A 26,524-nucleotide genomic window follows, 5' to 3' on the forward strand; every position below is an offset into this window, starting at 1 on the left:
CCTTTCTGTAAAAGGGCATGACAGACATACCAATCCGGATAATAGGGAATTGTTCCGCCAATGCAATGATGGCGGGATAAAAAAGCCGAGCCCGGCAGCAATGAAAATAACTGTCGACTATATCAGGGTCAGGGAAGAGCCGGGGTTAACCCGGAACTTCAAGCGCGATCCACGGCGACCGATGGAGATTTACGATCCTGGGTGCCTACAAAAGTAGGTGGGCACCGTGTGTCCAGCCCCACGGGACTGGCCAGGGACAGCTCCCTTTGGATCGAGTATGGCCCCAGGGATTGTGGTTCCTGTCGGGAAGCGCAGAACGCGCTACAGATATAAGACGTATCGAACCAAACCACCAGAGGGCCGGCAGCGAAATTTTGCCGGCGCAAAGCTTCTCGGGCGATCAATGCGCCGCAGGCTTCGGCCGCGCCAGCAATTTTTCCGTAATGCCGTTCAGGCGGTCGGCCAGATCGCCGATGGCGAGCGCCACCATCTCGTCCGATTTCGCCCTGTGCTCGGCCATGCCGTCGCGGTTGCGGGAAAGGGAGGTGACTTCGCCCTCGAGTTTCTCGAGCTTGCGATTGATCTCGGAAAGCTCGTCCATCACCATGATGCCCGCCATGACGGTGAGCCTGAGATCGCCGATTTCGCCGAACTGGCTCTTGAGATGTCCGACGTAACGGTCGAAGCGGGTGGCAAGATCGGTCAGGTGGTCTTCCTGTCCCGCTTCGCACGCCATGCGATAGGCCTTGCCGTCGATCATAACAGTAACTTGCGCCATGAAACCGCTCCTATCGATCCAGCACCGCGCGGATCGTCTCCATCGCCGTCACCAGACGGCGGGAAACCTCGCGGTTGACTTCCTCAAGACGGTTGGCGCGAAATTCGGCCTGATCAAGCTCATGCGCGAGCCTTGCGCGGTCGACATGGACCCGCTTGACCTCGTTATCGATCTCGCCCGTCTCCCTTTGCCGTTCGATACGCATATCGATGGCATTTTCGAGATTTGTGATGGCAGCACTCAGCTCCGTCAGCGCAGATTGTACGGTCTTCTCAGCCGACATCGTTTTTTCCAACTTGCAAGCAACCGGCCGAATCGTCCGGTTTCAGGCCTTTTCAACAATCACGAGGTTATTACCCGATTTATCATCCAGTCAATCAAACCAGTGCATTGAGGCGTTTTGCTCTGTGGATGAACGAGGAAGCCTCGGCACATATCGCGCAGATTTTGTCCGGACACCCGATTTTCTAAACGATTTTTATCTTCGACAGAACCGCAAACGCCCGTGGATTTATTGACTTGCCTGCCTCACCTGCTATGGATCAACCCGCTTTTTGGATAGTTGCGTAAAACTATCTCCTTTCACCCGGAAACAGACGGAAAAGCCATGATTTCTCGCGACAAACACAACCGGATGGCAAATGCGATCCGCTTTCTTGCCATGGATGCAGTGGAGAAGGCCAATTCCGGCCATCCCGGTCTGCCGATGGGCGCCGCTGATGTCGCCACCGTTCTCTTCACCCGTTACCTGAAATTCGATCCCAAGGCTCCGCTGTGGGCGGATCGCGACCGCTTCGTGCTGTCGGCGGGTCATGGTTCGATGCTTCTTTACTCGCTGCTCTATTTGACGGGCTACGAGGATATGACGATCGACGAGATCAAGCGTTTCCGTCAGTTCGGTTCCAAGACCGCCGGACATCCCGAATATGGCCATGCGACCGGCATCGAAACGACGACCGGCCCGCTCGGCCAGGGCATCGCGAACGCCGTCGGCATGGCAATTGCCGAGCGCAAGCTGGAAGAGGAATTCGGCTCCGACCTGCAGAGCCACTTCACCTATGTGCTGTGCGGCGACGGCTGCCTCATGGAAGGCATCAGCCACGAAGCCATCGCGCTTGCCGGCCACCTGAAGCTCAACAAGCTCGTTCTGTTCTGGGATGACAACAACATCACCATCGACGGTGAAGTCGGCCTTTCCGACAGCACCGACCAGATCGCCCGCTTCCAGGCCGTTCACTGGAACACCATCCGCGTCGACGGCCACGATCCGGATGCGATTGCAGCCGCCATCGAAGCCGCGCAGAAATCCGACCGACCGACCTTCATCGCCTGCAAGACCGTGATCGGCTTCGGCGCGCCCAACAAGCAGGGCACCCACAAGGTTCACGGCAACCCGCTCGGTGCCGAAGAAATCGCCGCTGCGCGCAAGAGCCTCAACTGGGAAGCCGAAGCTTTCGTCATTCCGGAAGACGTGCTGGATGCATGGCGCCTCGCCGGCCTGCGCTCCACCAAGACCCGCCAGGACTGGGAAGCCCGCCTCGAAGCGACCGAAGCCGGCAAGAAGGCCGAGTTCAAGCGCCGCTTTGCCGGTGACCTGCCCGGCAACTTCGACAGCTCCATCGATGCCTTCAAGAAGAAAATCATTGAGAACAATCCGACCGTCGCCACCCGCAAGGCCTCGGAAGACGCGCTTGAAGTCATCAACGGCATCCTGCCGGAAATGATCGGCGGTTCGGCCGACCTGACGCCGTCCAACAACACCAAGACCAGCCAGATGAAGTCCATCACGCCGACGGATTTCTCCGGCCGTTACCTGCATTACGGCATCCGCGAGCACGGCATGGCAGCGGCGATGAACGGCATTGCGCTCCATGGCGGCCTCATCCCCTATGCCGGCGGCTTCCTGATCTTCTCGGACTATTGCCGTCCGTCGATCCGCCTTGCCGCACTCATGGGTATCCGCGTCGTCCACGTCCTGACGCATGATTCCATCGGCGTTGGCGAAGACGGCCCGACCCACCAGCCGGTGGAGCAGATCGCGGCGCTGCGCGCCATTCCGAACCTTCTCCTCTTCCGCCCGGCGGATGAAACCGAAACGGCGGAATGCTGGCAGCTGGCGCTTGAGCAGAAGCATCGCCCGTCTGCGCTGGCGCTCACCCGTCAGAACCTTGCGCCCTCGCGCAAGGAATATGAAGAGAAGAACCTTTCCGCTTACGGCGCTTACGAACTCGTATCGGCAAGCGATGCCAAGGTTTCGATCTTCGCATCCGGTTCGGAAGTCGAAGTCGCCCTCAAGGCCGCAGCGACACTGAAGGACAAGGGCGTTTCCGCCCGCGTCGTTTCCGTTCCCTGCTTCGAACTCTTCAAGGAACAGCCGGAAACCTACCGCAACGCCATCATCGGCAAGGCTCCGGTCAAGATCGCGGTTGAAGCCGCCATCCGCCAGGGCTGGGATTATTTCATCGGCTCGGACGGCGCATTCGTCGGCATGCATTCCTTCGGTGCATCCGCACCAGCGAAGGATCTCTTCAAGCACTTCGGCATCACGGCGGAAGCCGTTGTCGCCGCAGTCGAGGCAAAACTTGCGTGAGGGCTTCCCAAGCCCTCACATTTCCGCAAAGACCAAGCACATATCTTGATCGGGAGACTGTAAATGACTGTAAAAGTTGCCATTAACGGCTTCGGCCGCATCGGCCGCAATGTTCTGCGCGCCATCGTTGAATCCGGCCGCACCGATATCGAAGTCGTTGCCATCAACGACCTCGGCCCGGTTGAAACCAACGCCCACCTGCTGCGTTACGATTCCATCCACGGCAAGTTCCCGGCTGACGTCAAGGTCGAAGGCGACACGATCATCGTTGGCGGCGGCAAGCCGATCAAGGTGACGGCCGTTCGCGATCCGGCAACGCTGCCGCACAAGGAACTCGGCGTCGACATCGCGCTCGAATGCACGGGCATCTTCACCGCCCGCGACAAGGCTGCTGCACATCTGACGGCCGGCGCAAAGCGCGTCATCGTGTCTGCTCCGGCTGACGGCGCTGACCTCACGGTCGTCTTCGGCGTCAATGACGACCAGCTGACGAAGGACCATCTGGTCATTTCCAACGCATCCTGCACCACCAACTGCCTCGTGCCGGTCGTGAAGGTTCTCGATGACGTCGTTGGCATCGATCATGGTTTCATGACCACGATCCACTCCTACACGGGCGACCAGCCGACGCTGGACACCATGCACAAGGATCTGTACCGCGCCCGCGCCGCAGCCCTGTCCATGATCCCAACCTCGACGGGTGCAGCCAAGGCCGTTGGCCTCGTTCTGCCGCACCTCAAGGGCAAGCTGGACGGCACGTCGATCCGCGTTCCGACCCCGAACGTTTCGGTTGTCGACTTCAAGTTCATCGCCAAGCGCGACACGACGGTTGAGGAAGTCAATGAAGCGATCAAGTCCGCTTCCAACGGCAAGCTGAAGGGCATTCTCGGCTACACCGAAGAGCCGCTCGTCTCCCGCGACTTCAACCATGACAGCCATTCCTCGATCTTCGCGATCGACCAGACGAAGGTCATGGAAGGCAAGTTCGTGCGCGTCCTGTCCTGGTACGACAACGAGTGGGGCTTCTCCAACCGTATGTCGGACACGGCCGTCGCATTCGCGAAGACCATCTAAGACACCACTTCCACAAAGAAACCGGCAGGAGCGATCCTGCCGGTTTTTGTTTGCCTGAAAAATGCCGGCGGGAATGGGGGATCCCGCCGGCATCGATCCAGAAGCAATGCGGGGCGCTTCGGACCGAAACAATCACCGGAGGCGAGAGGGCCAGCCGTCCGGCATGAACCCCTCACTTTCTGTTATTGATAATGATCGGGTCCCGTGAGCCGGCATTGCTCCAGATCGTATCGAACGTCTGTTGTCTTAATTCGCTTTGCTGCATGGAAAGCTTCATCATGCAGTCGGCAAAATCCCGCGAACCTTCCGGGTAACCAAACGACCGGCAGCGCTCGCGTTGCGCACCCATGTTTGCAGCCGTCTGTTCCGTGCTGGAGCAGCCCGAAACAATCGAGCCTGCCGCCAATACCATTATAAATGCAGTAATAGATTTCCGTTTCATCCGATCGCTCCGGTAATGATGAAAAGCAATTCGGACGAGAGAACTAACGCAGCTGCATTGTCTCTATGTTACGTCGAGACACCGGCAGGCAAATTGTTTCCGCGCAGCATCCACAGCGCTGCGTGCATTGAACGTTTTCGCCCGCGCGCCGAAAAAATTCCCATTTCCTGCCTTCGTCTGGTCCACTTTGAAACGGACAAGGGAAACAGGGATAACGGTCGTGCGCAATGCACTTCGGCCCTGCCGTATCATTCGATACACCCCGCCTTGCGTCGCCTTTCAACGCCAGCCGAAACAGCGCTGACAGACCGCAACCCGTGGCGCATTGACTGCACACGCGCAGAGCATTCATTGCAGCGGTCAACGCGGTTTGAATGAGGCGGTGAACGTGGAATCATTTTATCTTCTGTTGCTGGTCGCAACTGTTCTGGTTCTCGTCGCAGCCTTTTCGAGCCTTATCGCCTTCCGCTTCGGCGCACCTCTCCTGTTACTCTTCCTGATGATCGGCCTTGCGGCTGGTGTGGATGGCCTCGGCATCGAATTCACCAACAATCCGCTGGCCTATATGCTCGGCTCGCTCGTGCTTGCCGTCATTCTTTTCGATTCCGGTTTCGGCACGTCGATACAATCCTTCCGGCTTTCGGCAGCACCCGCCGTCGCTCTCGCGACAGTCGGCGTCATTCTCACATCCGTCTTTTTCGCCGGTGCGGCCGCCCTGCTGCTCGGGCTCTCCTGGCTGGAGGGCCTGTTGCTTGGCGCCATCGTCGCCTCCACGGATGCGGCCGCCGTTTTCTTCCTGCTGCGCATCGGCGGCATTCATATCCGCGATCAGGTGCGCTCGACGCTGGAAGTCGAATCCGGCACCAATGATCCGATGGCGATCTTCCTCACCATCGCCCTGGTCGAAATTATTGCCAAGGGCCAGGGGCTTGCCGGCATCGACAGCGGCTTTCTGCTGCTTTTCATCGAGCAGATGGGCCTTGGCGTGATTTTCGGCCTGCTTGGCGGCGTCATGATCGCGACTGTCGTCAACCGCTTCGCCGCCGACCGCGGGCTTGCGCCGATCTTCGTGCTGGCGCTGGCGCTGCTCGTCTTCTCCTTCACCGGCACCATTGGCGGCAGCGGTTTTCTGGCGGTCTATGTGGCGGGCATCGTTGCCGGCAACCGCCGGATTTTCGCCAAGGAAACCATCCGCCGTTTCCATGAGGGGCTGACCTGGCTTGCCCAGATCATCATGTTCCTGATGCTCGGCCTCCTCGCCACACCGTCGCAATTTCCGGCGATCGCCATCCCGGCCGTCCTGCTGGCGCTGTTCCTGATCTTCGTCGCCCGTCCGCTTGCGGTGTGGCTCAGCCTGATGCCCTTCAACTATACCCAGCAGGAAACATCCTTCGTGGCCTGGGTCGGTCTGCGCGGCGCAGTATCGATCCTTCTTGCCATCATGCCCATTCTCGGCGGGCTCAACGATGCGCAGATCTATTTCAACGCCGCCTTCATCATCGTGCTGGTGTCGCTTCTGCTCCAGGGCTGGACGATCAAGCCGGTGGCCACAAGGCTGGGGTTGATCGTGCCGCCGCGCATGGGCGATGTCGACAAGCTGGAAGTGGACCTTCCCGGCACCGCCAATCACGAGTTGATTTCCTATCGCGTCGCCAAAGGCAGCGCCATCATGCAGGGCGAGCGCATTCCGCGCTGGGCGATGCCCTCTCTGGTCGTGCGCGACGGCAAATCGATCCGCTACCAATATGCCGGGCGGCTGCGTGAAAACGATCTCGTCTATCTTTTCATCGCACCCGGTTATTCCCGCCTGATCGACCGGCTGTTCGCCAGCGCCCTGCCCGTCGCCGATGACGATGCGGATTTCTTCGGCATTTTCGCGATCTCACCCGCACGCCCTGCCAAGGACCTTGATGCCGCCTACGGCCCGGGCCTCATTTCGCCCGCCGAACAGGCGATGAACATTGCGGAACTCATCGAGGCGCGGCTCTCCGGAAAGGCGGATTATGCCGACCGGGTGCGCCTCGGTTCCATCGTTCTGATCGTTCGGGCGCTGGACGAACATGAGGCGATCACCGGTATCGGCATTTCGCTTGAACCGGTCGAGCCGGCCACGAGCCTGCCGATCTTTATAAGCCTTTCGGAGATTCTCAGCCGCGTGCGGCGGTATCTGGCGCAGCGGCGTCAGTCACGCTCCGGCGATGGCAACGAGGGCATTTCCGCGCCTCCGTCCGAGGTGAGAGAAAATGAGGCGTGACCGGCTTGCGTCGGCAATCAGGCATAGTATGGTCCGTCCCGAACTCGCAACAAATCAGGATCGACCTATGCCCGCTTTCAAGACCATCGACGACCTTAACGACATTGCCGGAAAGCGCGTTCTCGTCCGCGTTGATCTCAACGTGCCGGTTGCGGATGGCAAGGTGACGGACGCGACCCGTATTGAACGGGTTGCGCCGACCATTCTCGAACTCTCCGGAAAAGGCGCGAAAGTCATCCTGCTTGCCCATTTCGGCCGCCCGAAGGGTGAACCCGTCGCCGACATGTCGCTTTCCCAGATCGTAGCTACCGTTGAGGAAGTTTTGGATCACCCTGTGTCTTTCGCAGCCGATTGCATCGGCGCGCCGGCAGCGGACGCAGTCGCGAAAATGAATGATGGCGATATCCTTCTTCTGGAAAATACCCGCTTCCACAAGGGCGAGGAAAAGAACGATCCGGCATTTGTCGAGGCTCTGGCAGCCAACGGCGATATCTATGTGAATGACGCCTTCTCCGCAGCCCACCGCGCCCACGCCTCGACAGAAGGTCTGGCGCGTCACCTGCCCGCCTATGCCGGCCGCACCATGCAGGCCGAGCTTGAGGCGCTGGAAAAGGGCCTCGGCCAGCCGGTCCGTCCTGTGGTCGCCATCGTCGGCGGCGCGAAGGTTTCGAGCAAGATCGATCTCCTGATGAACCTCGTCAAGAAGGTCGATGCCCTCGTCATCGGCGGCGGCATGGCTAACACCTTCCTTGCCGCACGCGGCGCACAAGTCGGCAAATCCCTCTGCGAACACGATCTGGCCGAAACCGCAAAACAGATCATGATCGAAGCGGCCACATCCGGCTGCGCCATCGTTCTGCCGGAAGACGGCGTGGTCGCCCGCGAATTCAAGGCCGGTGCGGCGAACGAAACCGTCGATATCAACGCCATTCCCGCTGATGCCATGGTTCTCGATGTCGGCCCGAAATCGGTCGAAAGCATCAAGGCCTGGATTTCCCGCGCGGAAACGCTGGTCTGGAACGGGCCACTCGGCGCCTTCGAAATCGAACCCTTCGATGCGGCAACAGTGGCTGCGGCAAAACATGCCGCCGAATGCACGAAAGCGGGCAAGCTCGTCTCTGTCGCCGGTGGTGGCGACACGGTCGCGGCACTGAACCACGCCGGCGTCTCCGACGATTTCACCTATATCTCGACGGCAGGCGGCGCCTTCCTCGAATGGATGGAAGGCAAGGAATTGCCGGGCGTTGCCATCCTGACCGCTGCCAAGTAAACTTATCCTACTTGCCTGACACGAGGCCGGACAAGCAATGCTTGCCCGGCCTTGTTTTTTGGTAAGTACGCACAGGAGGAAAAGTTTCAAACGATTGAAATCATTTCAATCGTTTCAATGAGTTAGCCTGCCATTTCCCTGCCCTGGAACTTCTGTTATCGGGAATTTATTGTGCCTTGGGAGAATAGCAAATGACCGAACGTCTCGAAGACATTGCCATCAAAATGGTTGCCGACGGTAAAGGCCTGCTCGCAGCCGACGAATCCACAGGAACGATCAAGAAGCGTTTCGACAGCATCAATCTGGAGTCCACCGAGACCGCCCGCCGCGACTATCGCGAAATGCTGTTCCGCTCCGACGACGCCATGAAGAAATACATCTCCGGCGTCATCCTTTACGAAGAAACCCTGTTCCAGAAGGCAGCCGACGGCACACCTTTTGTTGATATCATCAAGGCGGCCGGCAGCCTGCCGGGCATCAAGGTGGATATCGGCGCAAAGCCGATGGCCTTCCACCCGCATGAATTCATCACCGAAGGTCTCGACGGTCTTTACGAGCGCCTGCGCAAGTACCATGAGGCCGGCGCCCGTTTCGCCAAGTGGCGCGGCGTCATCACCATCGGTGATCAGCGCCCGAGCTGGGGTTCGATCAAGGCAAACTCCCAGTCGCTCGCCCGTTACGCCGCTCTCTGCCAGCAGGCGGATATCGTGCCGATCGTGGAGCCGGAAGTGCTGATGGACGGCGAGCCGGGCACGCATGACATCGATCGCTGTGCGGAAGTTACGCAATGGGTTCTCCAGACCGTGTTTGCGGATCTGTTCGATGCCCGCGTCAACCTTGAAGGCATGATCCTCAAGCCGAACATGATCATCGACGGCAAAAAGGCCCGCAAGGCCTCCGTCGAGGAAGTGGCGGAAAAGACCGTGAAGGTTCTCAAGGCGACCGTGCCCTCTGCCGTTCCGGGCATCGCCTTCCTTTCCGGCGGCCAGTCCTCCGAAGAGGCGACGGCACATCTCTCCGCCATGAATGCCGGTTACGACCTGCCCTGGTCGCTGACCTACTCCTACGGCCGCGCGCTTCAGGATACGGCCCTCAAGACATGGGGCGGCAAGCAGGAGAATGTCGCAGCCGGCCAGCGCGCCTTCACACACCGCGCCGCCATGAACAGCCTTGCTGCCAAGGGCAACTGGAAGCTGGAACTCGAAAAGGCCGCTTAAGGCCAGGCCGACAGGCACGCCGAAAAATCAAAGCCGCCCCATGGGCGGCTTTTTTCTTTACGGGCGCAGGAGAAGCGTGGCCGACCAGATGACAAAGGCGGCAACCGCTATCTTCCAGCAATCGCCCCTTTTTTTAAGGCCCGGCAGGCCGAGCGGCCGAATGATCTGGACCACCATGGCCAGCAGTAAAAAAAGGCCGATCGCCTTTGTCATTTGTTGAGCCTTTTCTTTATTTCTGCATCGTCACAGGCTGGACATTTTTAGCGTTCACCAGAAGAGTGCAACTCATTCGGGTAATCCCGTTCTATGGCCTGTCCGACCGTCCGTCCGAACGCATGAGAGTGTCTTCATGAGCAGAAATCTTCTACCCGTATTCGCTCTTTTATCCAGCACTCTGTTTCTTTTTCTCGGTAACGGCCTCCAGGGCCTTGTGCTGCCGGTGCGCGGTTCGGCCGAAGGCTATTCCAATGAAATTCTGGGCTTTCTCGGCACCTCCTGGGCGGCCGGCTTCGTCATCGGCTGCTTTGTGGCACCCGCCATCGTGCGCCGGGCGGGGCATGTGCGGGCATTCGCCTCCTTCGTTGCGCTGGTCTGCCTGACCGTGCTGATGACGGGTCTTATCATTGACGACGTCTGGTGGATCACCATGCGCGCGCTCACCGGCTTCTGCACGGCCGGCACGTCCATGATCATCGAAAGCTGGCTGAACGAACGCGCGACCAATGAGAGCCGCGGCATGATCTTCTCGCTTTATATAGCCATCACCCTGCTTGGCGTCGTGGCGGGGCAGATGATCGTGCCGATGGGCGACATCAGCAACAACTCGCTGTTCATGATCTGCGGCATCATCTATTGCATCGCGATTCTGCCAGCCACGCTTTCGAAGGCCGACAGTCCGCAGCCCTTGCAGAAGGTCAAGCTGGATTTACCGGCTCTATACCGCAACTCGCCGGTTTCCTTCGTCGGTATCCTGATGATCGGCATCGCCAACGGTGCTTACGGCACGCTCGGCGCCGTTTTCGGCGCACGGGCGGGTCTTGATCCGACCATGATCGCCATCATGGTGTCCGTCACGATCTTCGTCGGCGCGCTCGCGCAATTTCCGGCCGGCCGCCTTTCGGACCGCATAGACCGCCGTTATGTGCTTGCCGGACTGGCAGGTCTTGGCGCAGTCGCGGGTCTGGCCGTTGCGGCCGTGCAGCCGCACAATGTCTACGTCCTTATCCCCATGATCGCCATTTACGGCGCCGCCGCCAACGCGCTTTATCCCATCGCCGTGGCCCATGCCAACGATTACGCGGCATCGGAAGACTTCGTCAAGGTGTCGGGCGGGCTGCTGCTGCTTTACGGCATCGGCACCATCATCGGCCCGACACTCGGCGGCGCGGTCATGACCTATTCCGGCCCATATGCGCTATTCTTCGTGACGGCCGTCGCCCACGTGCTGATAACGGCCTATGCCATCATCAGAAGCCGTCAGCGCGCCGCCCTTTCGACCGACGAAAAGGACAATTTCTCGACCATGATGCCGACGACGCCCTCGCCGCTCGTCACGCCGGAAAGCATTGCACTTGATCCGCGCGCGCCGCAATATCCAGAGGACGATGGCGACTATGTTGAAAAAGGAGCAGGCATATGAGCCTCTTTGACGATGACCGTCCGCAAAAACCGCTGGCGCATGAGATCGGCGGCGATCTCAGCCTTCTTTCCGTGGACGAACTCAGCAACCGTATCGACCTCCTGCAAACGGAAATCACCCGGCTGGAAGAGGAGCGGACAAGGAAATCGGCGGGCCGGCTGGCGGCGGAGAACCTCTTCCGCTCCTGACGAAGGCCCGCAGAAACGCCCGGGAAGAAGCCGACAAACCGCAAGCTGCGGCCGGAATGGTGCGCGGGTGTAAATATTCTGGCGCAGTCTTTCGTTTACCATTAACCAAAAATTAAGCTTTCTGAGAGATTACTATACATGTCCAGTTCTTCTGGACCTCAGGCATCTTCTCCATTCGGCGAATTGGTCTGATTTTTCTCCCTGTTTTACCTTGAGAGCCGCTTTCGCGGCTCTTTTTTTGCCGGCATCCGGATTTCGTAAAACTGTGGGTATTAACCCTTCTTTAATAATTGCCTTGCGCATTTCAGGTAAAGATACCATCCTGAAAACACTAAAGGCCGGAACAAAATATCCCGGTCGTCGTTGCCTGACAGTGTGGTGCGTGAGCAGGGATTTAAAGAAAATGTCGGAACAGGTTTTAAATACCATAAGCTTTGCGGGTCGCGCGGCTGCTTCCAACCAGTTCAAAACCCTCTATACCGAAGGCATGACCTTGGTTGAGGAAACGGCTAGCTACCTTGATGGCGCTGGTCGCGCTGCTTCCAAGGTTCTGCCGCGCATGGCTTCCGTTCTTTATGCAGCGGAATCGATGCGCCTCACCACCCGCCTGATGCAGATGGCCTCCTGGCTGCTTCTGCAGCGCGCCGTCAACAATGGCGAGATGACGCGCGATCAGGTTCTGAGCGAGAAGAACAAGGTGCGTCTCGACAGCTTCAATGTCGACCGTAACGCGCCCGGCTGGAACGATCTGCCGGAATCCTTCCGCGACCTCATCGAACGGTCGCTGCGCCTCCAGAACCGCATCGCCCTTCTCGACCGCGAAATCTATCGCCCGTCCGAAGCCACCAAGGTGCCGGACAACGAAAACAGCGTGCAGGCACAACTGAACCTCCTGCGCACGGCTTTCTCCATCAACTGAGAAAAGACGATCTTATCCGGACAATTTGAAAAGCAGGCTGGCAAGCCTGCTTTTTTGTTTTGGGCTATACGTGCCCACCCATCATCATTGGAAAAGGCAACAAAAAAGCCCGGTAAAAACCGGGCTTTTTTAAACGATCCGTCCGCAAGTGGATCAGAGGCCGAGGCCGCCGAAACGCTTGTTGAACTTGGAAACGCGACCACCACGGTCCATAAGCTGCTGGTTGCCGCCCGTCCATGCCGGATGGGACTTGGGGTCGATTTCAAGGTTCATGACGGCGCCTTCCGAACCCCAGGTGGAGCGGGTTTCGTATTCGGTGCCATCGGTCATGACCACCTTGATCGTGTGATAATCGGGATGGATATCAGCCTTCATGACAATCTTCCTGGTTAAGTGACGTGCGGTCCATTTGCCGCAATTGCGTCAACTGAGCCATTTCAATAAATGAAGCCATAGACCAGATGGGCCATGGCTTCCCAATTCGATGCGGAGCCTATACATGAAGGTCGCCCAGATAACAAGAGCCTGCTATCCCCTTGTGAAAGGAGATGGCCGCAGGGGCAGGAATTTTACCGCGGGCCGGAAATCTGGCCCCAAAAGACCGAAAAACGGCGCGGAACGAGGAGCATAAAGGACGTGGCAGATATTGAAGCGCAGAAAGCGGCGAAACAGAGAAGCCTGAAGCCGCTTCTTGGCCTTTTCCCCTATCTCAGGCGTTATCGCGGCCTGATGGCGGCTGCCATTTTCGCACTTGTCCTCTCCTCCGCCACGACACTTGCCTTGCCGCTTGCCGTTCGCCGCATCATCGACCACGGTTTCCAGACGCCGGATGGCGGCATGATCAACAGCTATTTCGCCATGCTGCTGGCGATTGCCGTCCTCCTCGCGCTTGCCAGCGCCATGCGCTATTATTACGTCATGACAATTGGCGAAAGGGTCGTTGCCGATCTGCGCCGCGATGTCTTTGCCCATCTCACCACGCTGTCGCAGCAGTTTTTCGATACCAATCGATCCGGTGAACTGACCTCGCGGCTGACGGCCGACACGGTGCAGATCCGCTCCGCCTTCGGTTCATCCGCCTCCGTGGCGCTGCGCAACATCATCATGTGTTGCGGCGCTGTCGCCATGATGATCTATACCAGCCCCGGCCTTTCCGGCCTTGCGCTGCTTGCCATTCCCTTCATTGTTTTTCCGCTGATTGCCTTCGGCCGTTCTGTCCGTGCCCGCTCGCGCACCACACAGGACACATTGGCGAATTCCGCCGCCTATGCCTCCGAGACGATTGCGGCGAGCCGCACCGTGCAATCCTTCAATGCCGAGACCCTCGCAAATGCGCGTTATGGCGCCTCCGTGGAAGCCGCCTATCAGGGTGCGCGCGCGGCGATCGGTGCACGCTCCATCCTCACCGCCGTTGCCATTGCACTGGTCTTCGGCAGCGTCGTCGGCATTCTCTGGTATGGCGCACAGAGCGTCCTGTCCGGCGGCATGACCGCCGGCACGCTCGGCCAATTCGTGCTTTATTCGGTTATCGCCGCAAGCGGCCTTGGCCAGCTTTCGGAAGTCTGGGGTGAACTGGCGCAGGCGGGCGGCGCGGCCGAACGGCTTTCCGAACTGCTGGACGAGCGCTCACCCGTCATCGAGCCGACGGCGCCCATTGCCCTGATACAGCCGCCGCGCGGCGAGGCGGCATTTGAGAATGTCGATTTCATCTACCCCCTCGCGACGGGACGGCCGATCATCTCCGGCCTCTCCTTCAAGGTCAGCGCCGGCGAAACCGTTGCAATTGTCGGCCCTTCAGGCGCTGGCAAAAGCACGGTATTTTCGCTGCTGATGCGGTTTTACGACCCGCAGCAGGGCCGTATCACCGTCGATGGCAGCGATATCCGCGACGTCAGCCTGGCAGACCTGCGCGCCCACCTGTCAATCGTCCCGCAGGACGTGGCGATATTCGCCTCATCCATCCACGACAACATCGCCTTCGGCCGGCCGGATGCGACACGCGAAGAAGTCCGCGCCGCAGCCACCGCCGCACAGGCGGACAGCTTCATCACGCGACTGACCGATGGTTATGACACGCAGGTGGGTGAACGGGGCGTTACGCTTTCCGGCGGCCAGCGTCAGCGCATCGCGATTGCCCGCGCCATCCTGCGCAATGCGCCGATCCTGCTACTCGACGAAGCGACATCCGCGCTTGATGCGGAAAGCGAAATGCTGGTGCAAAAAGCTCTGGATGAGTTGATGAAGACCCGCACCACAATCGTCATTGCCCATCGCCTTGCCACCGTGCTGAAGGCGGACCGCATTCTGGTGATGGATGAAGGCCGCATCATCGAGGAAGGCACGCACCAGAGCCTCATTCGCCAGAACGGCCTCTACGCCAAACTTGCCCGGCTGCAATTCCAGACGGGGCCGGACGAATTGCGCGCCCAGGCGTAATCACGCCAGCACTTTGCGCCCCGCAACACGGCCGGAAAACAGGCAGCCGCCGAGGAATGTGCCCTCAAGCGCATTATAGCCGTGCATGCCGCCACCGCCGAAACCGGCCACCTCGCCGGCAGCATAAAGGCCCGGCACCGGCGCACCGGCGGCATCCAGCACCCGCGCCTCAAGGTCCGTATGCAGGCCGCCCAGCGTTTTTCGCGTCAATACATGCAGACGCACGGCGATTAAGGGACCCATCGCCGGATCGAGCAGCCGATGCGGTTTTGCGGTGCGCATCAGCCTGTCGCCGAGATAACGCCGCGCGCCATGGATTGCCGTTACCTGCGCATCCTTGCAGAAACCGTTCTCGATCTCACGGTCGCGCGCCTCTATCTGGTGGCGAAGATGGCCAATATCCAATCGGTCATCGCCGCTGATCGCGTTCATTGCCGGGACAAGCTCTTCCAACGTATCGCGGACGGCGAAATCCTCACCACGCTCCATGAAGGCCTTCACCGGCCCGGGCGGTTCCTTGCCCAGCCGTTTGAGCAGCAGCCGCATATTCTTGCCCGTCAGATCAGGGTTTTGTTCCGAACCTGAAAGCGCAAACTCCTTCTTGATGATCGCCTTGGTCAAGATGAACCAGCTATGGCCGCTGCCGCGCTCGCCCAGCATTTTAAGCGTGCCGAGCGTATCGAAGCCCGGCATCGCCGGCGCTGAAAGCCGGTTTCCATCGGCATCGCACCAGAAGGAGGAAGGGCCGGGCAGTATGCGGATGCCGTGGTCTGGCCAGATCGGATCGTGGTTTTTCACACCTTCGGTATAGTGCCACATCCGGTCGCGATTGATGACTGTTCCACCCACCATTTCCGTAATGGCAAGCATGCGACCATCCACATGAGCGGGTACGCCGCAGACCATGTTCGCGGGGGGCTCACCCAGCCGCTCTATCGGCCAGTTACGCCGCACCAGCTCCTGATTGCCGCCAATGCCGCCGGAACTGACGATGACGGCCGGGGCTGCAATTGTGAAATCCCCCGTTACGTCCCGGCTACTCTGTTGCCCGCGTTGCACCGGGTCTGTCGCAAGAACAGCGCCGGAAATGCCAGTCACCCGGCCGTCGGTGATATCCAGCCGATCGACGCGATGACGAAACCGGAGGGTTAGCCGGCCGCTTGCAGCCATGGTTTTCGCCTTTTCAGCGAAAGGCGCCAGCACGCCGGGACCCGTGCCCCATGTGACGTGGAAACGCGGCACGGAATTGCCGTGGCCATGGGCAAGGGCGCCGCCACGCTCGGCCCAGCCAACCACCGGAAACCAGCGCATGCCAAACCGATGCAGCCATTCGCGTTTCTCACCGGCGGCGAAATTGAGATAGGCCTCCGCCCACCGTTGCGGCCAATGGTCCTCGGAACGATCGAAACCTGCCGAGCCGAACCAGTCCTGCCGGGCAAGATCAAGACTATCGCGCACCCGCATCAGGCGCTGCTCGGGACTGTCGATGAAAAACAGACCACCAAGCGACCAGAAGGCCTGCCCGCCAAGGTTTTGTTCTCCTTCCTGATCCACCACGCAAACGCTGAGGCCGCGCTCGACAGCCTCCGTTGCCGCAACCAGTCCGGCAAGCCCCGCACCGACGACAATCACATCATATCGTTCCATCAGCCCCTCCCAGATATGACGGAATTACTTTTACGCGAACGTAAATTCACTTGCCGCCCAAGGCAACCGCCCTAATGCGGCCCGCTGTTTCAGCGCTCGGTGAGTTTGAGCTCGATACGGCGGTTCTGCTGACGCGCTTCCGGCGTGTCGCCTTCTGCAATCGGCTGATATTCGCCGAAACCGGCCGCGACCAGCCGGTTTGACGGAACGCCCTTGGAGATCAGGAATTTCACCACCGAGGTGGCGCGGGCAGAGGAAAGTTCCCAATTGTCGCGGTAACGTCCGGAGCCGGAAAGCTGGACATTGTCGGTATGGCCGTCAACGCGCAGAACCCAGTTGATCTCCGCCGGGATTTCCTTGGCAAGATCGATCAAAGCGACAGCCAGCTTCTCCATCTCCGCCTGCCCTTGCGGATTGAGCTCGTTGCCCCCGGAGGGAAACAGCACTTCGGACTGGAAGACGAACCGGTCGCCGACGATGCGGATATTTTCGCGGTCCGAAAGAATTTCACGCAGGCGTCCGAAGAAATCAGACCGGTAGCGGTTCAGTTCCTGTACTCTCTGCGCCAGCGCCACATTGAGACGGCGGCCGAGATCGGCGATCTTGACCTGAGACGAGGCGTCCTTGGACTCCGACGCCTGCAGCGCGGCTTCCACGGAAGCAATCTGCGCCCTGAGCGCTGCAATCTGCTGGTTGAGCAATTCTATCTGTGCGGAGGCGCGGGAATTGGCCTGCTTCTGATCATCCAGTTCGCCGGTCAGGCTGCCAATACGGGCATTGGCGCTTGCGCTGTTGCCCGATCCCGCATCGAGAAGCGACTGCAGGCGCGAACGCTCGCTTTCGGATGCGGCAAGCGTGGATTGCAGGCTCGCCAATGCGTCCTCGATATCCTGCTTGTTGCCCTTTTCCATGGCCAGAAGTTCGGTCAGTTCCGCTATCTGGCTGTTGAGGCGCGTCAGCACCTCGTCCTTGCCGGTGATTTCTCGCGACAGCACGAATTGCGCCAGCACGAAAACCGTGAGCAGAAACATGATGGCCATGAGCAGCGTCGAGAGCGCATCGACGAAACCCGGCCAATAATCCACACCCCTGTCGCGGCGGCGGTTGCGCGCAAGCGCCATGGCTACTCGCTCCCGTTATCGTGCCGGGTGCGTCCGGAAGATTTCGTCTCACCATCGATACGCGTCGACAGCCGGTCGAGCGTGCGGCGAAGCGATCGTGATTCCTCCTGCTGCGCCTCGATCCAGTCGCGCAACATCTGCTGCTCGCTGCGCATATTCTTGACCAGGCCCTGAATGCCCTCGGCAAGGCTGGTCATGGCTGCAAGCGAACGCTCGGTGCTGACAACCGCGCCGGGCTCAGCTTTGAACTCCCTCGGCATTTCCACCGAGGTATCCGTAACGGAAGACAGCCAGTTTTCGAGCTGGGTATAAAAACGGTTCTGGGCGCGGCCGGCCTGAAGATCGAGAAATCCGAGGATCAGCGAGCCCGAAAGACCAAGCAGCGACGAGGAAAACGCCGTTCCCATGCCCGCCAGCGGCGCAGTCAGGCCGGCCTTGAGGGAGCCGAGAATATCGTTGCTATCACCAGCACTTGGATCAAGCGACTGGATGACGTTGCTGATGGCGCCGATGGTGCCGATGAGACCCCAGAAGGTGCCGAGCAGGCCAAGGAACACCAGAAGGCCAACGAGATAACGCGAGGTATCACGCGTCTCATCAAGGCGAGTCGCGATGGAATCGAGGATCGTCCGCTGCGTAACGGCGGAAAGCCGGACCTCGCCGCGCTTGCCGATCAGCGTGCTCATGGGGGCAAGCAGTTTTGGCGCACGGCCAACCTTCTCAACGCTGCCGGCGGCGCGGAAGGCATTGAACCAGCGGACTTCCGAGCGCAGGCTCATGGTCTGCGTGAACACCAGAATGATGCCGATGGCGAGAACGCCGAGAATGAAACCGTTGAGGCCCGGGTTCGTCATGAAGGCGGTGTGCGCCTGCCGGTAAAGAATGGCCGCCAGAAAGCCCACGAGGATCAGAAACAGAACCATCGTCCAGAGAAACGGTGTCGGGCTGGACAGCTTGTGGCTGTATTGCCGCGTGGTCACCGGTTTCTCGACGCCGAGATCAAGTAACTCCGAATCCGCCATAACGTTCGCATTCCCTTCGGTCAGGTATCCAGCGGAAGCTATTTGAAAATTGCGACGATTTGAAGCGAAAAGCCGGTCTTTCGTCATACGCATTTTGCAAAGACGGATAGGACCAGCGCTCAGAAAAACAAAAACGCCCGGCAAGGGTTCGCCGGGCGCTTAAAAACTTGCACTAAACGGCAGGTTTTCTGCCGAAATCGATCAGCGGCCCGGTATCGGGCGGTTGGCGACTTCCACAAGCGACTTGTGGATATATTCATTTCCAGCCGCAACAGTACCGCTGCCGAAGATGTCCGTGCCGCCCTTGATATCAGAGGCGAAGCCACCGGCCTCGCGAATCAGCACCAGACCGGCCGCCATGTCCCAGGGCGAAAGATCCGCCTCCCAGAAACCGTCGAGACGGCCCGCAGCAACATAGGCAAGGTCGAGCGCTGCCGCACCCATGCGGCGAATGCCGGCCGCTTCACCCATGACGTGACGAAGCTCGACGAGGAACTTGCCGTGATTGCCACGGCCGAGATGCGGCACGCCGCAGCCGATGACGCAATCGGTCAGCGCTTTACGCGCAGCGACGCGAATGCGGCGATCGTTGAGGAAGGCGCCACCGCCACGCTCGGCGGTGTAGAGTTCGTCGGTGGCCGGATTGAAGATCACACCGGCGACGATTTCGCCGTTGCGCTCCAGCGCGATGGAAACGGCGAAATGCGGAATGCCGTGCAGGAAGTTGGTCGTGCCATCAAGCGGATCGACGATCCAGCGATGCGCGCCGTCACTGCCTTTTTCCTCGCCGCCTTCCTCACCCAGGAAGTCATAGGTCGGGCGGGCTTTCATCAGCTCTTCGCGCACGATCTTTTCGGCCTTGAGGTCTGCCTGCGATACGAAATCGCTCGGTCCCTTGACCGAAACCTGAAGGTTCTGCACTTCACCGAAGTCACGCGACAAAGACTTACCCGCCTTGATGGCGGCCTGAACCATGACATTGAGAAGGGCTGAACGGGCCATCGAGTTTGTTTCCTGGAAAGCTTGCGAGCCGCCCGAAAGCTTGCCGGGCAGGCACGTCATTATTTTCTTGAATTGAAAGTTTGCGGTTCAAGACCACAAAACGCGCGGAAATTCAAGGCAAAAAGCCTGCGGGCCGAAGCTGGCGACGGTTGAACCGCCCTGCATCACACCGGGCGGAACCGATTTGCGGCCTCGATCGCCTTTTTCTGCTGCTCGTCGGTGATGCCGAGATAAAAATCCTCGAGAGCCGGATCCTTGAGCCCTGCACGCCGGGAAAGCACATACCATTTGGCCGCTTCCACCGGGTCGGGTCGGGTGCCCAGTGCCTGAATATAGAGGTGCGCCACCTTGTTCTGGGCCACGACATTGCCGCGCTGTGCGGCGCCATAAAGCCAGCGGAAGCCCTCATCCAGATTTCGCTCGCCGCCAAACCCATTGACGAGCCAGATACCGAGATCGACCTGCGCGGTATCGTAACCGGCTTTTGCAGCCCGCGTCAGCCAATCCCGGGCCTTGGCCTTCTTTTCAGCCGGCACATCCTTGAGCGACCAATAAATCTGCGACACCGCATATTGCGCATCGGCAATGCCCTGTTCGGCGGATTTTTCATAAAACGGCATGGCCATCAGCAATCCCTTGGCACCAGGATTTTCCGAAACCAGTATCTGCCCCCAGTTGAACTGGGCCGAGGCATTGCCGGCTTCCGCGGCCCGGCGCATGTAATCGTCGGCCTTCACCTTGTCGCGGGTGACGAATTTACCTTCCATCAGGATCAGGGCGAATTTGAACATGGCGACCGCATCGCCACCCTGCGCCGCCTGCTGGTACCAGAAAGCCGCTGTCTTTTCGTCACGGGCAATGCCGAGCCCGCGCGACATCATTTCCGCCACCAATGTCTGGGCGGCCGCATCGCCGTTCTGCGCACGGTTCAATGCCTTGTCGAGCGCCTGCACATATTCACCGCGCTGGAAATGGCCATAGGCCTCGTCCACCCTGCCCTTGAACTCCTTTTCAGGCGGCAGAGCAGGCAGTTCGGCACCCATGCGCTGATAGACGTTGACGCCCTGCGACGGTTGCAAATCCTTCTGTTCTTCGGATTGCACCCTGCCCTGACGGGAAGGCTGCGCCTCATCCTCCATCTGCCGGGAAAGCGCGTTGCTTTCGCTCTGCGGTCCGGACTGGGCAAAAGCAACGCCCGCCGACGCGCCAAAAATCAGCGTCATCAGCGAAACGGAAAGGCAGAAGGGAACCGAGCGCATGAACATCGCCTGTATCAACCGCCAAACCGTGGCGCTTTTTCGTCAAGCAATGCGTTGATTTCAGAAACGGCCTGTGCGGCGCCGGCAGCATTGTCGAAAACGCCGCTGCGCATCGCCACAAATTCCACGCCGGTTTCAGCAACGGCAACCACCGAGGATGGATCCGTGCCGCCCATGACGATGGCCGGGATTTCGATCATCGAAGCCCACCACTCGCCAAGCGCCAGATTTTTGGGGTGCGCTTCCGGCTTGATGTCGCCTTCGAGCTTGCCGAAAAAGACGTAGTCCGGATTGGACTCGCCCTGTTCCAGAGCCTTGTGACGGTCATCCGCATTGCCGCCGCCGACGATCATCTTGGGCGTGAAATTTTCAACGGCTTCGGCAAGCGCCTCGGCATTGCCCGCCACATGCAGGCCATCCGCCTTCACCCGGCCCGCAACACGGCTGTCGCCCGCGATGAGCGCAGCCGCACCCGCCTTCTGGACGAGAGGCACGATCAGTTCGGCACGCTTCTGGAAAGAGGCGTCATCCAGACCGTATTGCGGAATGATGACCGAGGCCACATCGCCGCCCCGCAGTGCTTCTTCCACATCTGTCGCCTGCTTTTGCGCATCGTCCGACTGCGGGACGATCAGAACAAGGCGGCAACGGTCTTCAACTATGGTCATTGGTTCGTCCATTTCAGGCAGAAGACACTTCCGGCGCGATCTGCACTCGTTTTGATATGATAAATCCGATAAACCGGACCGGCGAAAGGATCAACCATCCATCCATGCTGACCGATTTTCATTTTTTCCTCGTCGCCATCCCCGCAGTCGTGCTTGTCGGCCTTTCCAAGGGTGGTTTGGGCGGCGCGCTGGCGCTGATGGGCGTGCCGCTGATGGCGCTTGCAATCCCGCCGGTACAGGCGGCGGCGATCTTCCTGCCGATCCTGATCGTGATGGATCTCGTGGCGCTTTGGGCCTGGCGACACCACAACCATCGGCAGACGCTCCTCATCATGCTGCCCGGCGCAATCGCCGGCATTGCACTTGGCTGGGCCACCTCAAGCCTCATATCCGCGGATGCCATGCGGCTCGTCGTCGCCTCTGTGACCATCCTCTTTGTGCTGCGCTATTTCCACGAGAGCTTCAAAAGCCGCAACGGGCAGCAAATCCCGGCTAGACCGCAACGACCGGCCGCAGCGACGCTCTGGTCCAGCCTGTCGGGTTATGCGAGTTTCGTCGCCCATGCGGGCGGCCCGCCCTTCCAGATCTATGTTCTGCCGCTGAAGCTCGATCCCAAGACCTATACCGGCATGAGCGTGCGTTTCTTCGCCATCATGAACGCGATCAAGCTCATCCCCTATTTTGCGCTGGGCGCGCTGGACGCCACCAACCTCAAGACCTCGGCCAGCCTCTTGCCGGTCGCGATGCTGGCGACGCTCGCCGGTGCAAGGGTGGTGAAATATCTGAAACCATCCGTGTTTTACCCGCTGATGTATGCCATGGCGTTGATCGCAGCCCTGAAACTGCTCTGGGACGGACTGCCCCTCTAGGTTTCACAGCCACTAAAAAGCCCTGGCAACACCGCAGGCGCCGCCAGGGCCGAAAAGGAACCGTCAGTCCTTCATCGAAGGCTGCGGCATGGCATCATTTAATGCCTTGTGGAGGCTTTAAGCCTCTGCAGTTCATCCTTCAGGCGCAGTTTTCGACGTTTGAGGTCAGCGATCTCTGTGTCGTCCGAAGACGGGGAAGCAAGAATACTTTCGAGCTCTTCCTCCAGAGCACCGTGTTTCTTTTCGAGCGATGCAATATGAGCCTGAATGGTCATGCGGCACGTCCTTCCATTTTTAAGCCTACCTCCAGCTCTCCATCGCTGGAGTTTCAGGTTTGCGACGACAATGTGACATGGATTAATCGTATTGTCGAAGGCGAAATGAAGGCAATAAGTGGGCAATTTGGTCGCAACGGATAACTTCCCGTTACCGCGATTTGATGATAGAGGCTCGGAACAGACGACATACGCGCCGGAGGCTATCCGGCTGGCATAAAATGGGGATGACAAGATGCCCGATCAGGACCAGGCGGACATCAGGCTCACGCTGGCGCGGCTGCGCCAGGAGCATGAAGACTATGACGCGGCGATCAACGCGATGATCCAGACCAGTTGCGATGCGCTGAGGATACAGCGCATGAAAAAGAAGAAGCTGGCCGTCAAGGACAAGATGACCCAGCTCGAAGACCAGGTCATTCCCGATATCATCGCCTGAGCCGGAGAAATTACGTGACAGCAGAAACGCCCCCCGTCGCCATCATCATGGGCAGCCAGTCCGACTGGGAAACTATGAAGAACGCCGCCGATACGCTGGATGCGCTGGATGTGGAATATGAAGCCCGCATCATTTCCGCCCACCGCACGCCTGATCGACTTTATGATTTCGCCAATGGCGCAAAGGATGAGGGCTTCAAGGTCATCATCGCCGGTGCGGGCGGCGCTGCACATCTGCCGGGTATGACCGCGGCCATGACCCCGCTTCCGGTCTTCGGTGTTCCGGTGCAGTCCAAGACGATGTCCGGACAGGACAGCCTTTATTCCATCGTCCAGATGCCCGCCGGCATTCCCGTCGGAACGCTTGCCATCGGCAAGGCCGGTGCGATCAACGCGGCACTTCTGGCGGCAGCGGTTCTCGCGCTCGGCGACGAGGATCTGGCTGACCGGCTCGATGCGTGGCGCGCGCGCCAGTCGGCGGCCGTGGCCGAATATCCCATGGACAACGCACAGTGACGGCATCCGGGACAGCTGACGCGACGATGGGCACCAATAATCTGACCAAGGGCAACCTCACCATCGGCATTATCGGCGGCGGACAGCTCGGCCGCATGCTGGCAATGGCCGCAGCCCGCCTCAACCACCGCACCATCGTGCTGGAGCCCCAGGCCGATTGTCCGGCCGCACAGGTCTGCAACAGCCAGATCGTCGCGGATTATGACGATGAAACCGCGCTTGCCGAACTCGCCGGTCTTTGCGATGTCGTGACCTACGAATTCGAGAACGTGCCCGTTGCGGCAGCCGAGACGCTCGCCGCCTCCGTTCCTGTCTATCCGCCGCCGCAGGCGCTCAGCGCCTCGCAGGACCGGCTGACGGAGAAACGCTTCCTCAACGGTTGCGGCATTCCGACCGCCGATTTTCGCGCTGTGGACAGCCAGGAAGATCTGGAGGCAGCACTGGCCGCCTTTGGTGGCAAGGGCGTGCTGAAGACGCGCCGCATGGGCTATGACGGCAAGGGCCAGCGCCTGTTCCGGGGTGGCGAGGACACCACGGGCGCTTTTGAGGCGCTTGGCGGCGTGCCGCTCATCCTCGAAAGCTTCGTTGCCTTCGAGCGGGAGATTTCGATCATCGCCGCCCGGTTCAGGGACGGCACGGTCACCTGCTACGATCCCGCCGAGAACGTTCACCTGAACGGCATTCTGCATACTTCGACCGTGCCGGCAGCGCTTTCCGACGGGGCGAAGGATGTTGCCGTACAGTCGGCGGAAAAGCTTCTGGCGGCGCTCGATTATGTCGGCGTGATCGGCATCGAGTTCTTCGTCCTGCCTGATGGTTCGCTTGTCGCCAATGAAATGGCGCCACGTGTTCACAATACCGGGCACTGGACGGAAGCCGCCTGCGTGATCTCGCAATTCGAACAGCATATGCGTGCGGTCTCGGGTCTTGCGCCCGGCAGCACGGCCCGCCATTCGGATTGCGTCATGACCAACCTCATCGGCGACGACATCAACGATGTGCCAGCGTGGCTGTCGAAAAAAGACTGTCTCGTGCATCTCTACGGCAAGACGCAAGCGCGGCCCGGACGCAAGATGGGCCATGTGACCGAGCTTTTGCACACAGGAAAACCCTCAGTCTTTTAAGGCAAAGACACCGGCAAGTGTTGACAGGCAGGGGTCAAACGGGTATTTGCCTGCCAACCGAAAAGAGCGCGCCCCGTTGCGCGCTTTTGATTGTTTGAATAAGCACGGTAAAAGCCGTGCAAAACTGCGGACCAGTAAAATGAAAATCAAGAATTCGCTTAAAGCGCTTAAGGCCCGTCATCGCGATAACCGCCTGGTTCGCCGCAAGGGCCGCGTCTACATCATCAACAAGCAGAACCCGCGCTTCAAGGCTCGTCAGGGCTGATTGACTGCGACTGCGGTTCGCGATCAGATCGCGGATCACTTTGTTGACAGAGTAGAACTTTGCATTTGATATTGGGCGCAGTCGGGTTAAGCTTTGACCCATGCGCCCAAATCGTTTTTGCATGGCTATCATCGTCGCTCAGGGTTTCCTGTTTTCGGCCCCCGTGTTTCCGGGAATGGCTGCCATCAGTCATGCCGCAGACGGGCAAGCGCCCGCAGTTGCAGAGCCCGCGCCCGCCAAGACCGTCGACACGCTTTTCGCATCCCTGAAAAAAGAGCGAAACGCCGTCAAGGCGCGCAGCATCGCCAACCAGATTGCTTCCGAATGGAGTGATTCCGGCAGTGCGACGATCAATCTTCTGATGCAATGGGCAGGCGAAGCTTCAGACGAGAAGCGCAATGCCGCCGCTTACGATTTTCTCGACCAGATCATCCTGCTCGATCCCGACTATGTGCAGGCGCCCTATCGCCGCGCCATGGTGCATTTCGCCGATGGCGACACCCGCAAGGCCATGGCGGATATCAACCTGACGCTGGAAAAGGAGCCACGCTATTTTCCCGCACTGGCAAGCCTCGCCAACATCCTCGAAGCCTCAGGCCGCGACGAGTTGGCTCTGAAGGCCTGGGAACGCTATCTGGCTCTCTACCCTGCAGACAAGGACGCCCGCAAACAGGCCATCGATCTTTCCGAAAAGCTGGCCGGCACACGCGGCTGAGATTGCAAAAAGCACAAATAAAAATCGCCGCAAAAGCGGCGATTTTTTACTAACTCAGCATCAGCCGGTCATTCCATGCCAAGCGCAGCCATATAGGTCTGCAGGATGGTTTCTTCTTCAATACGCTCGTTAGCGTCCTTCTTGCGCAGGCGGATGATGGTGCGGATCGCCTTGGTATCGTAACCACGACCCTTCGCCTCACCCATGACATCCTTGATGTCTCCCTGGATGGCGGCCTTTTCTTCTTCGAGACGCTCGACGCGCTCGATGAATTGACGCAGTTCGGCGGCGGCGACGGTTTCGGTGGTGCTGGTTTCGTCCATCATATCATCCTTCATTGGCGGCTCATCTGAGCCTTGTCATTCGATCCGGTTGGAAGCTCCTGCCGGTCGCCACCACCCGGGCGGCACAAATTCAGGCCTGTGAACTGCCCATTGCCGGGCCTCACGTCAAGTCGTTTCCGTCGATCAGGGGTTATTCCTTGGGTCGGCTCTGCTCAAAGGCAGCTTTCTGGGCGTCGCTCGCTTCCGCCTGATATTTTGCCTTCCAGTCCTCATAGGGCATCCCATAAACGATTTCCCGGGATTGATCCTTGCTGAGCGGAACACCCGCCTCTTCAGCCGCTTCCCGATACCAGTTGGAAAGACAGTTGCGGCAGAAGCCGGCGAGATTCATCATGTCGATGTTCTGCACATCATGGCGCTCGCGAAGATGCTGCACCAAACGGCGGAAGGCGGCGGCCTCGAACTCGATCTGCTGTTTGTCGTTCTGTATCGTCATGGGGGCAACTCCAGGC

Annotated in this window: 29 protein-coding genes and 1 other RNA gene; 15 read left to right on the forward strand and 15 right to left on the reverse strand. The window is 59.4% G+C overall.

Annotated elements, in window-relative coordinates; translation table 11 throughout:
* Positions 1-162: 162 nt before the first annotated feature.
* The 3 genes from ssrS to G3A56_RS20635 form a co-directional block, all read right to left on the reverse strand.
* A non-coding RNA gene (gene ssrS / locus G3A56_RS20625) (6S RNA) lies at positions 163-321 on the reverse strand.
* A gap of 79 nt (positions 322-400) precedes the next feature.
* Positions 401-778, reverse strand: coding sequence for a cell division protein ZapA (locus G3A56_RS20630; protein WP_035222208.1), 378 nt, complete (start codon positions 776-778; stop codon positions 401-403).
* A 10-nt stretch (positions 779-788) separates the two neighbouring features.
* Positions 789-1,061, reverse strand: coding sequence for a DUF4164 domain-containing protein (locus G3A56_RS20635; RefSeq protein ID WP_035222205.1), 273 nt, complete (start codon positions 1,059-1,061; stop codon positions 789-791).
* Positions 1,062-1,385: 324 nt separating this feature from the next.
* Here G3A56_RS20635 and tkt point away from each other — a divergent pair, with 324 nt between their 5' ends.
* The gene (gene tkt / locus G3A56_RS20640; protein WP_035242894.1) at positions 1,386-3,368 is read left to right on the forward strand and encodes a transketolase; all 1,983 of its coding nucleotides are present in this window, start codon (positions 1,386-1,388) and stop codon (positions 3,366-3,368) included.
* A gap of 63 nt (positions 3,369-3,431) precedes the next feature.
* On the forward strand, positions 3,432-4,442 hold the full coding sequence (gene gap, locus G3A56_RS20645) for a type I glyceraldehyde-3-phosphate dehydrogenase (protein WP_003511409.1): 1,011 nt from the start codon (positions 3,432-3,434) through the stop codon (positions 4,440-4,442).
* A gap of 172 nt (positions 4,443-4,614) precedes the next feature.
* Here gap and G3A56_RS20650 read toward each other — a convergent pair whose 3' ends face one another.
* Positions 4,615-4,884, reverse strand: coding sequence for a hypothetical protein (locus G3A56_RS20650; RefSeq protein WP_035242896.1), 270 nt, complete (start codon positions 4,882-4,884; stop codon positions 4,615-4,617).
* A 388-nt stretch (positions 4,885-5,272) separates the two neighbouring features.
* Between G3A56_RS20650 and G3A56_RS20655 the strand changes: the two genes are divergently transcribed.
* From G3A56_RS20655 to G3A56_RS20665, 3 genes are all read left to right on the forward strand, one after another.
* Positions 5,273-7,138, forward strand: coding sequence for a potassium/proton antiporter (locus tag G3A56_RS20655; protein WP_082186030.1), 1,866 nt, complete (start codon positions 5,273-5,275; stop codon positions 7,136-7,138).
* A gap of 67 nt (positions 7,139-7,205) precedes the next feature.
* Complete coding sequence (locus G3A56_RS20660; protein WP_082185346.1) at positions 7,206-8,408, forward strand: phosphoglycerate kinase; 1,203 nt, start codon at positions 7,206-7,208, stop codon at positions 8,406-8,408.
* A gap of 191 nt (positions 8,409-8,599) precedes the next feature.
* Positions 8,600-9,625, forward strand: a complete 1,026-nt coding sequence (locus G3A56_RS20665) for a class I fructose-bisphosphate aldolase (protein ID WP_003497628.1) — start codon at positions 8,600-8,602, stop codon at positions 9,623-9,625.
* A 57-nt stretch (positions 9,626-9,682) separates the two neighbouring features.
* Here the strand turns inward: G3A56_RS20665 and G3A56_RS28475 are convergent, their stop codons facing one another.
* Positions 9,683-9,838, reverse strand: coding sequence for a hypothetical protein (locus G3A56_RS28475; RefSeq protein ID WP_003497629.1), 156 nt, complete (start codon positions 9,836-9,838; stop codon positions 9,683-9,685).
* A gap of 136 nt (positions 9,839-9,974) precedes the next feature.
* Between G3A56_RS28475 and G3A56_RS20670 the strand changes: the two genes are divergently transcribed.
* From G3A56_RS20670 to rcdA, 3 genes are all read left to right on the forward strand, one after another.
* The gene (locus tag G3A56_RS20670) at positions 9,975-11,264 is read left to right on the forward strand and encodes an MFS transporter (RefSeq protein WP_035242897.1); all 1,290 of its coding nucleotides are present in this window, start codon (positions 9,975-9,977) and stop codon (positions 11,262-11,264) included.
* Positions 11,261-11,452, forward strand: coding sequence for a DUF1192 domain-containing protein (locus tag G3A56_RS20675; RefSeq protein ID WP_082185345.1), 192 nt, complete (start codon positions 11,261-11,263; stop codon positions 11,450-11,452). The genes G3A56_RS20670 and G3A56_RS20675 overlap by 4 nt, the downstream gene beginning before the upstream one ends.
* 403 nt (positions 11,453-11,855) lie before the next feature.
* Positions 11,856-12,371, forward strand: a complete 516-nt coding sequence (gene rcdA / locus G3A56_RS20680) for a protease adaptor protein RcdA (protein WP_035242899.1) — start codon at positions 11,856-11,858, stop codon at positions 12,369-12,371.
* A gap of 153 nt (positions 12,372-12,524) precedes the next feature.
* Here the strand turns inward: rcdA and rpmE are convergent, their stop codons facing one another.
* Positions 12,525-12,746: a 50S ribosomal protein L31 gene (rpmE, locus tag G3A56_RS20685; RefSeq protein ID WP_003497640.1), complete on the reverse strand. Its 222-nt coding sequence runs from the start codon at positions 12,744-12,746 to the stop codon at positions 12,525-12,527.
* 261 nt (positions 12,747-13,007) lie between these two features.
* Between rpmE and G3A56_RS20690 the strand changes: the two genes are divergently transcribed.
* Positions 13,008-14,807 (forward strand): ABC transporter transmembrane domain-containing protein, encoded by a 1,800-nt coding sequence (locus G3A56_RS20690; protein ID WP_082185344.1) that lies wholly within the window; start codon positions 13,008-13,010, stop codon positions 14,805-14,807.
* Here G3A56_RS20690 and G3A56_RS20695 read toward each other — a convergent pair whose 3' ends face one another.
* From G3A56_RS20695 to G3A56_RS20720, 6 genes are all read right to left on the reverse strand, one after another.
* On the reverse strand, positions 14,808-16,454 hold the full coding sequence (locus G3A56_RS20695) for an FAD-binding dehydrogenase (RefSeq protein WP_082185343.1): 1,647 nt from the start codon (positions 16,452-16,454) through the stop codon (positions 14,808-14,810). It abuts the gene before it with no gap.
* An 89-nt stretch (positions 16,455-16,543) separates the two neighbouring features.
* Positions 16,544-17,575, reverse strand: a complete 1,032-nt coding sequence (locus tag G3A56_RS20700; RefSeq protein WP_082185342.1) for a peptidoglycan -binding protein — start codon at positions 17,573-17,575, stop codon at positions 16,544-16,546.
* A 2-nt stretch (positions 17,576-17,577) separates the two neighbouring features.
* Positions 17,578-18,597: a flagellar motor protein MotA gene (locus tag G3A56_RS20705; protein ID WP_082186029.1), complete on the reverse strand. Its 1,020-nt coding sequence runs from the start codon at positions 18,595-18,597 to the stop codon at positions 17,578-17,580.
* 201 nt (positions 18,598-18,798) lie between these two features.
* Positions 18,799-19,599, reverse strand: a complete 801-nt coding sequence (locus G3A56_RS20710; RefSeq protein WP_082186028.1) for an inositol monophosphatase family protein — start codon at positions 19,597-19,599, stop codon at positions 18,799-18,801.
* A gap of 164 nt (positions 19,600-19,763) precedes the next feature.
* On the reverse strand, positions 19,764-20,864 hold the full coding sequence (locus G3A56_RS20715; RefSeq protein WP_164056815.1) for a tetratricopeptide repeat protein: 1,101 nt from the start codon (positions 20,862-20,864) through the stop codon (positions 19,764-19,766).
* Positions 20,865-20,872: 8 nt separating this feature from the next.
* Positions 20,873-21,526: a thiamine phosphate synthase gene (locus G3A56_RS20720; protein WP_035222740.1), complete on the reverse strand. Its 654-nt coding sequence runs from the start codon at positions 21,524-21,526 to the stop codon at positions 20,873-20,875.
* A 104-nt stretch (positions 21,527-21,630) separates the two neighbouring features.
* Here G3A56_RS20720 and G3A56_RS20725 point away from each other — a divergent pair, with 104 nt between their 5' ends.
* Positions 21,631-22,395: a sulfite exporter TauE/SafE family protein gene (locus G3A56_RS20725; protein ID WP_003497657.1), complete on the forward strand. Its 765-nt coding sequence runs from the start codon at positions 21,631-21,633 to the stop codon at positions 22,393-22,395.
* A gap of 98 nt (positions 22,396-22,493) precedes the next feature.
* Here the strand turns inward: G3A56_RS20725 and G3A56_RS20730 are convergent, their stop codons facing one another.
* The gene (locus G3A56_RS20730) at positions 22,494-22,670 is read right to left on the reverse strand and encodes a YdcH family protein (protein ID WP_035222179.1); all 177 of its coding nucleotides are present in this window, start codon (positions 22,668-22,670) and stop codon (positions 22,494-22,496) included.
* A gap of 235 nt (positions 22,671-22,905) precedes the next feature.
* Here G3A56_RS20730 and G3A56_RS20735 point away from each other — a divergent pair, with 235 nt between their 5' ends.
* The 5 genes from G3A56_RS20735 (at position 22,906) to G3A56_RS20755 (ending at position 25,728) form a co-directional block, all read left to right on the forward strand.
* Positions 22,906-23,109 (forward strand): YdcH family protein, encoded by a 204-nt coding sequence (locus tag G3A56_RS20735; protein WP_003497661.1) that lies wholly within the window; start codon positions 22,906-22,908, stop codon positions 23,107-23,109.
* A 47-nt stretch (positions 23,110-23,156) separates the two neighbouring features.
* On the forward strand, positions 23,157-23,624 hold the full coding sequence (gene purE, locus G3A56_RS20740; protein ID WP_035243258.1) for a 5-(carboxyamino)imidazole ribonucleotide mutase: 468 nt from the start codon (positions 23,157-23,159) through the stop codon (positions 23,622-23,624).
* A 26-nt stretch (positions 23,625-23,650) separates the two neighbouring features.
* Positions 23,651-24,748 (forward strand): 5-(carboxyamino)imidazole ribonucleotide synthase, encoded by a 1,098-nt coding sequence (locus tag G3A56_RS20745; protein ID WP_137067639.1) that lies wholly within the window; start codon positions 23,651-23,653, stop codon positions 24,746-24,748.
* A 139-nt stretch (positions 24,749-24,887) separates the two neighbouring features.
* Positions 24,888-25,013 carry a type B 50S ribosomal protein L36 gene (gene ykgO / locus G3A56_RS20750; protein ID WP_003497670.1) on the forward strand — a complete coding sequence of 42 codons (126 nt, stop codon included), beginning with the start codon at positions 24,888-24,890 and terminating at the stop codon, positions 25,011-25,013.
* Positions 25,014-25,113: 100 nt separating this feature from the next.
* Positions 25,114-25,728 carry a tetratricopeptide repeat protein gene (locus G3A56_RS20755; RefSeq protein ID WP_082185340.1) on the forward strand — a complete coding sequence of 205 codons (615 nt, stop codon included), beginning with the start codon at positions 25,114-25,116 and terminating at the stop codon, positions 25,726-25,728.
* Between the two features lie 68 nt (positions 25,729-25,796).
* Here the strand turns inward: G3A56_RS20755 and G3A56_RS20760 are convergent, their stop codons facing one another.
* Both G3A56_RS20760 and G3A56_RS20765 read right to left on the reverse strand, forming a co-directional pair.
* Positions 25,797-26,054, reverse strand: a complete 258-nt coding sequence (locus tag G3A56_RS20760; RefSeq protein WP_006314683.1) for a DUF2312 domain-containing protein — start codon at positions 26,052-26,054, stop codon at positions 25,797-25,799.
* A gap of 148 nt (positions 26,055-26,202) precedes the next feature.
* Positions 26,203-26,508 carry a DUF1244 domain-containing protein gene (locus G3A56_RS20765; protein WP_082185339.1) on the reverse strand — a complete coding sequence of 102 codons (306 nt, stop codon included), beginning with the start codon at positions 26,506-26,508 and terminating at the stop codon, positions 26,203-26,205.
* Positions 26,509-26,524 lie beyond the last annotated feature (16 nt).

Origin of the sequence: Rhizobium oryzihabitans, from assembly GCF_010669145.1 — a bacterium.
GTDB lineage: Bacteria > Pseudomonadota > Alphaproteobacteria > Rhizobiales > Rhizobiaceae > Agrobacterium > Agrobacterium oryzihabitans.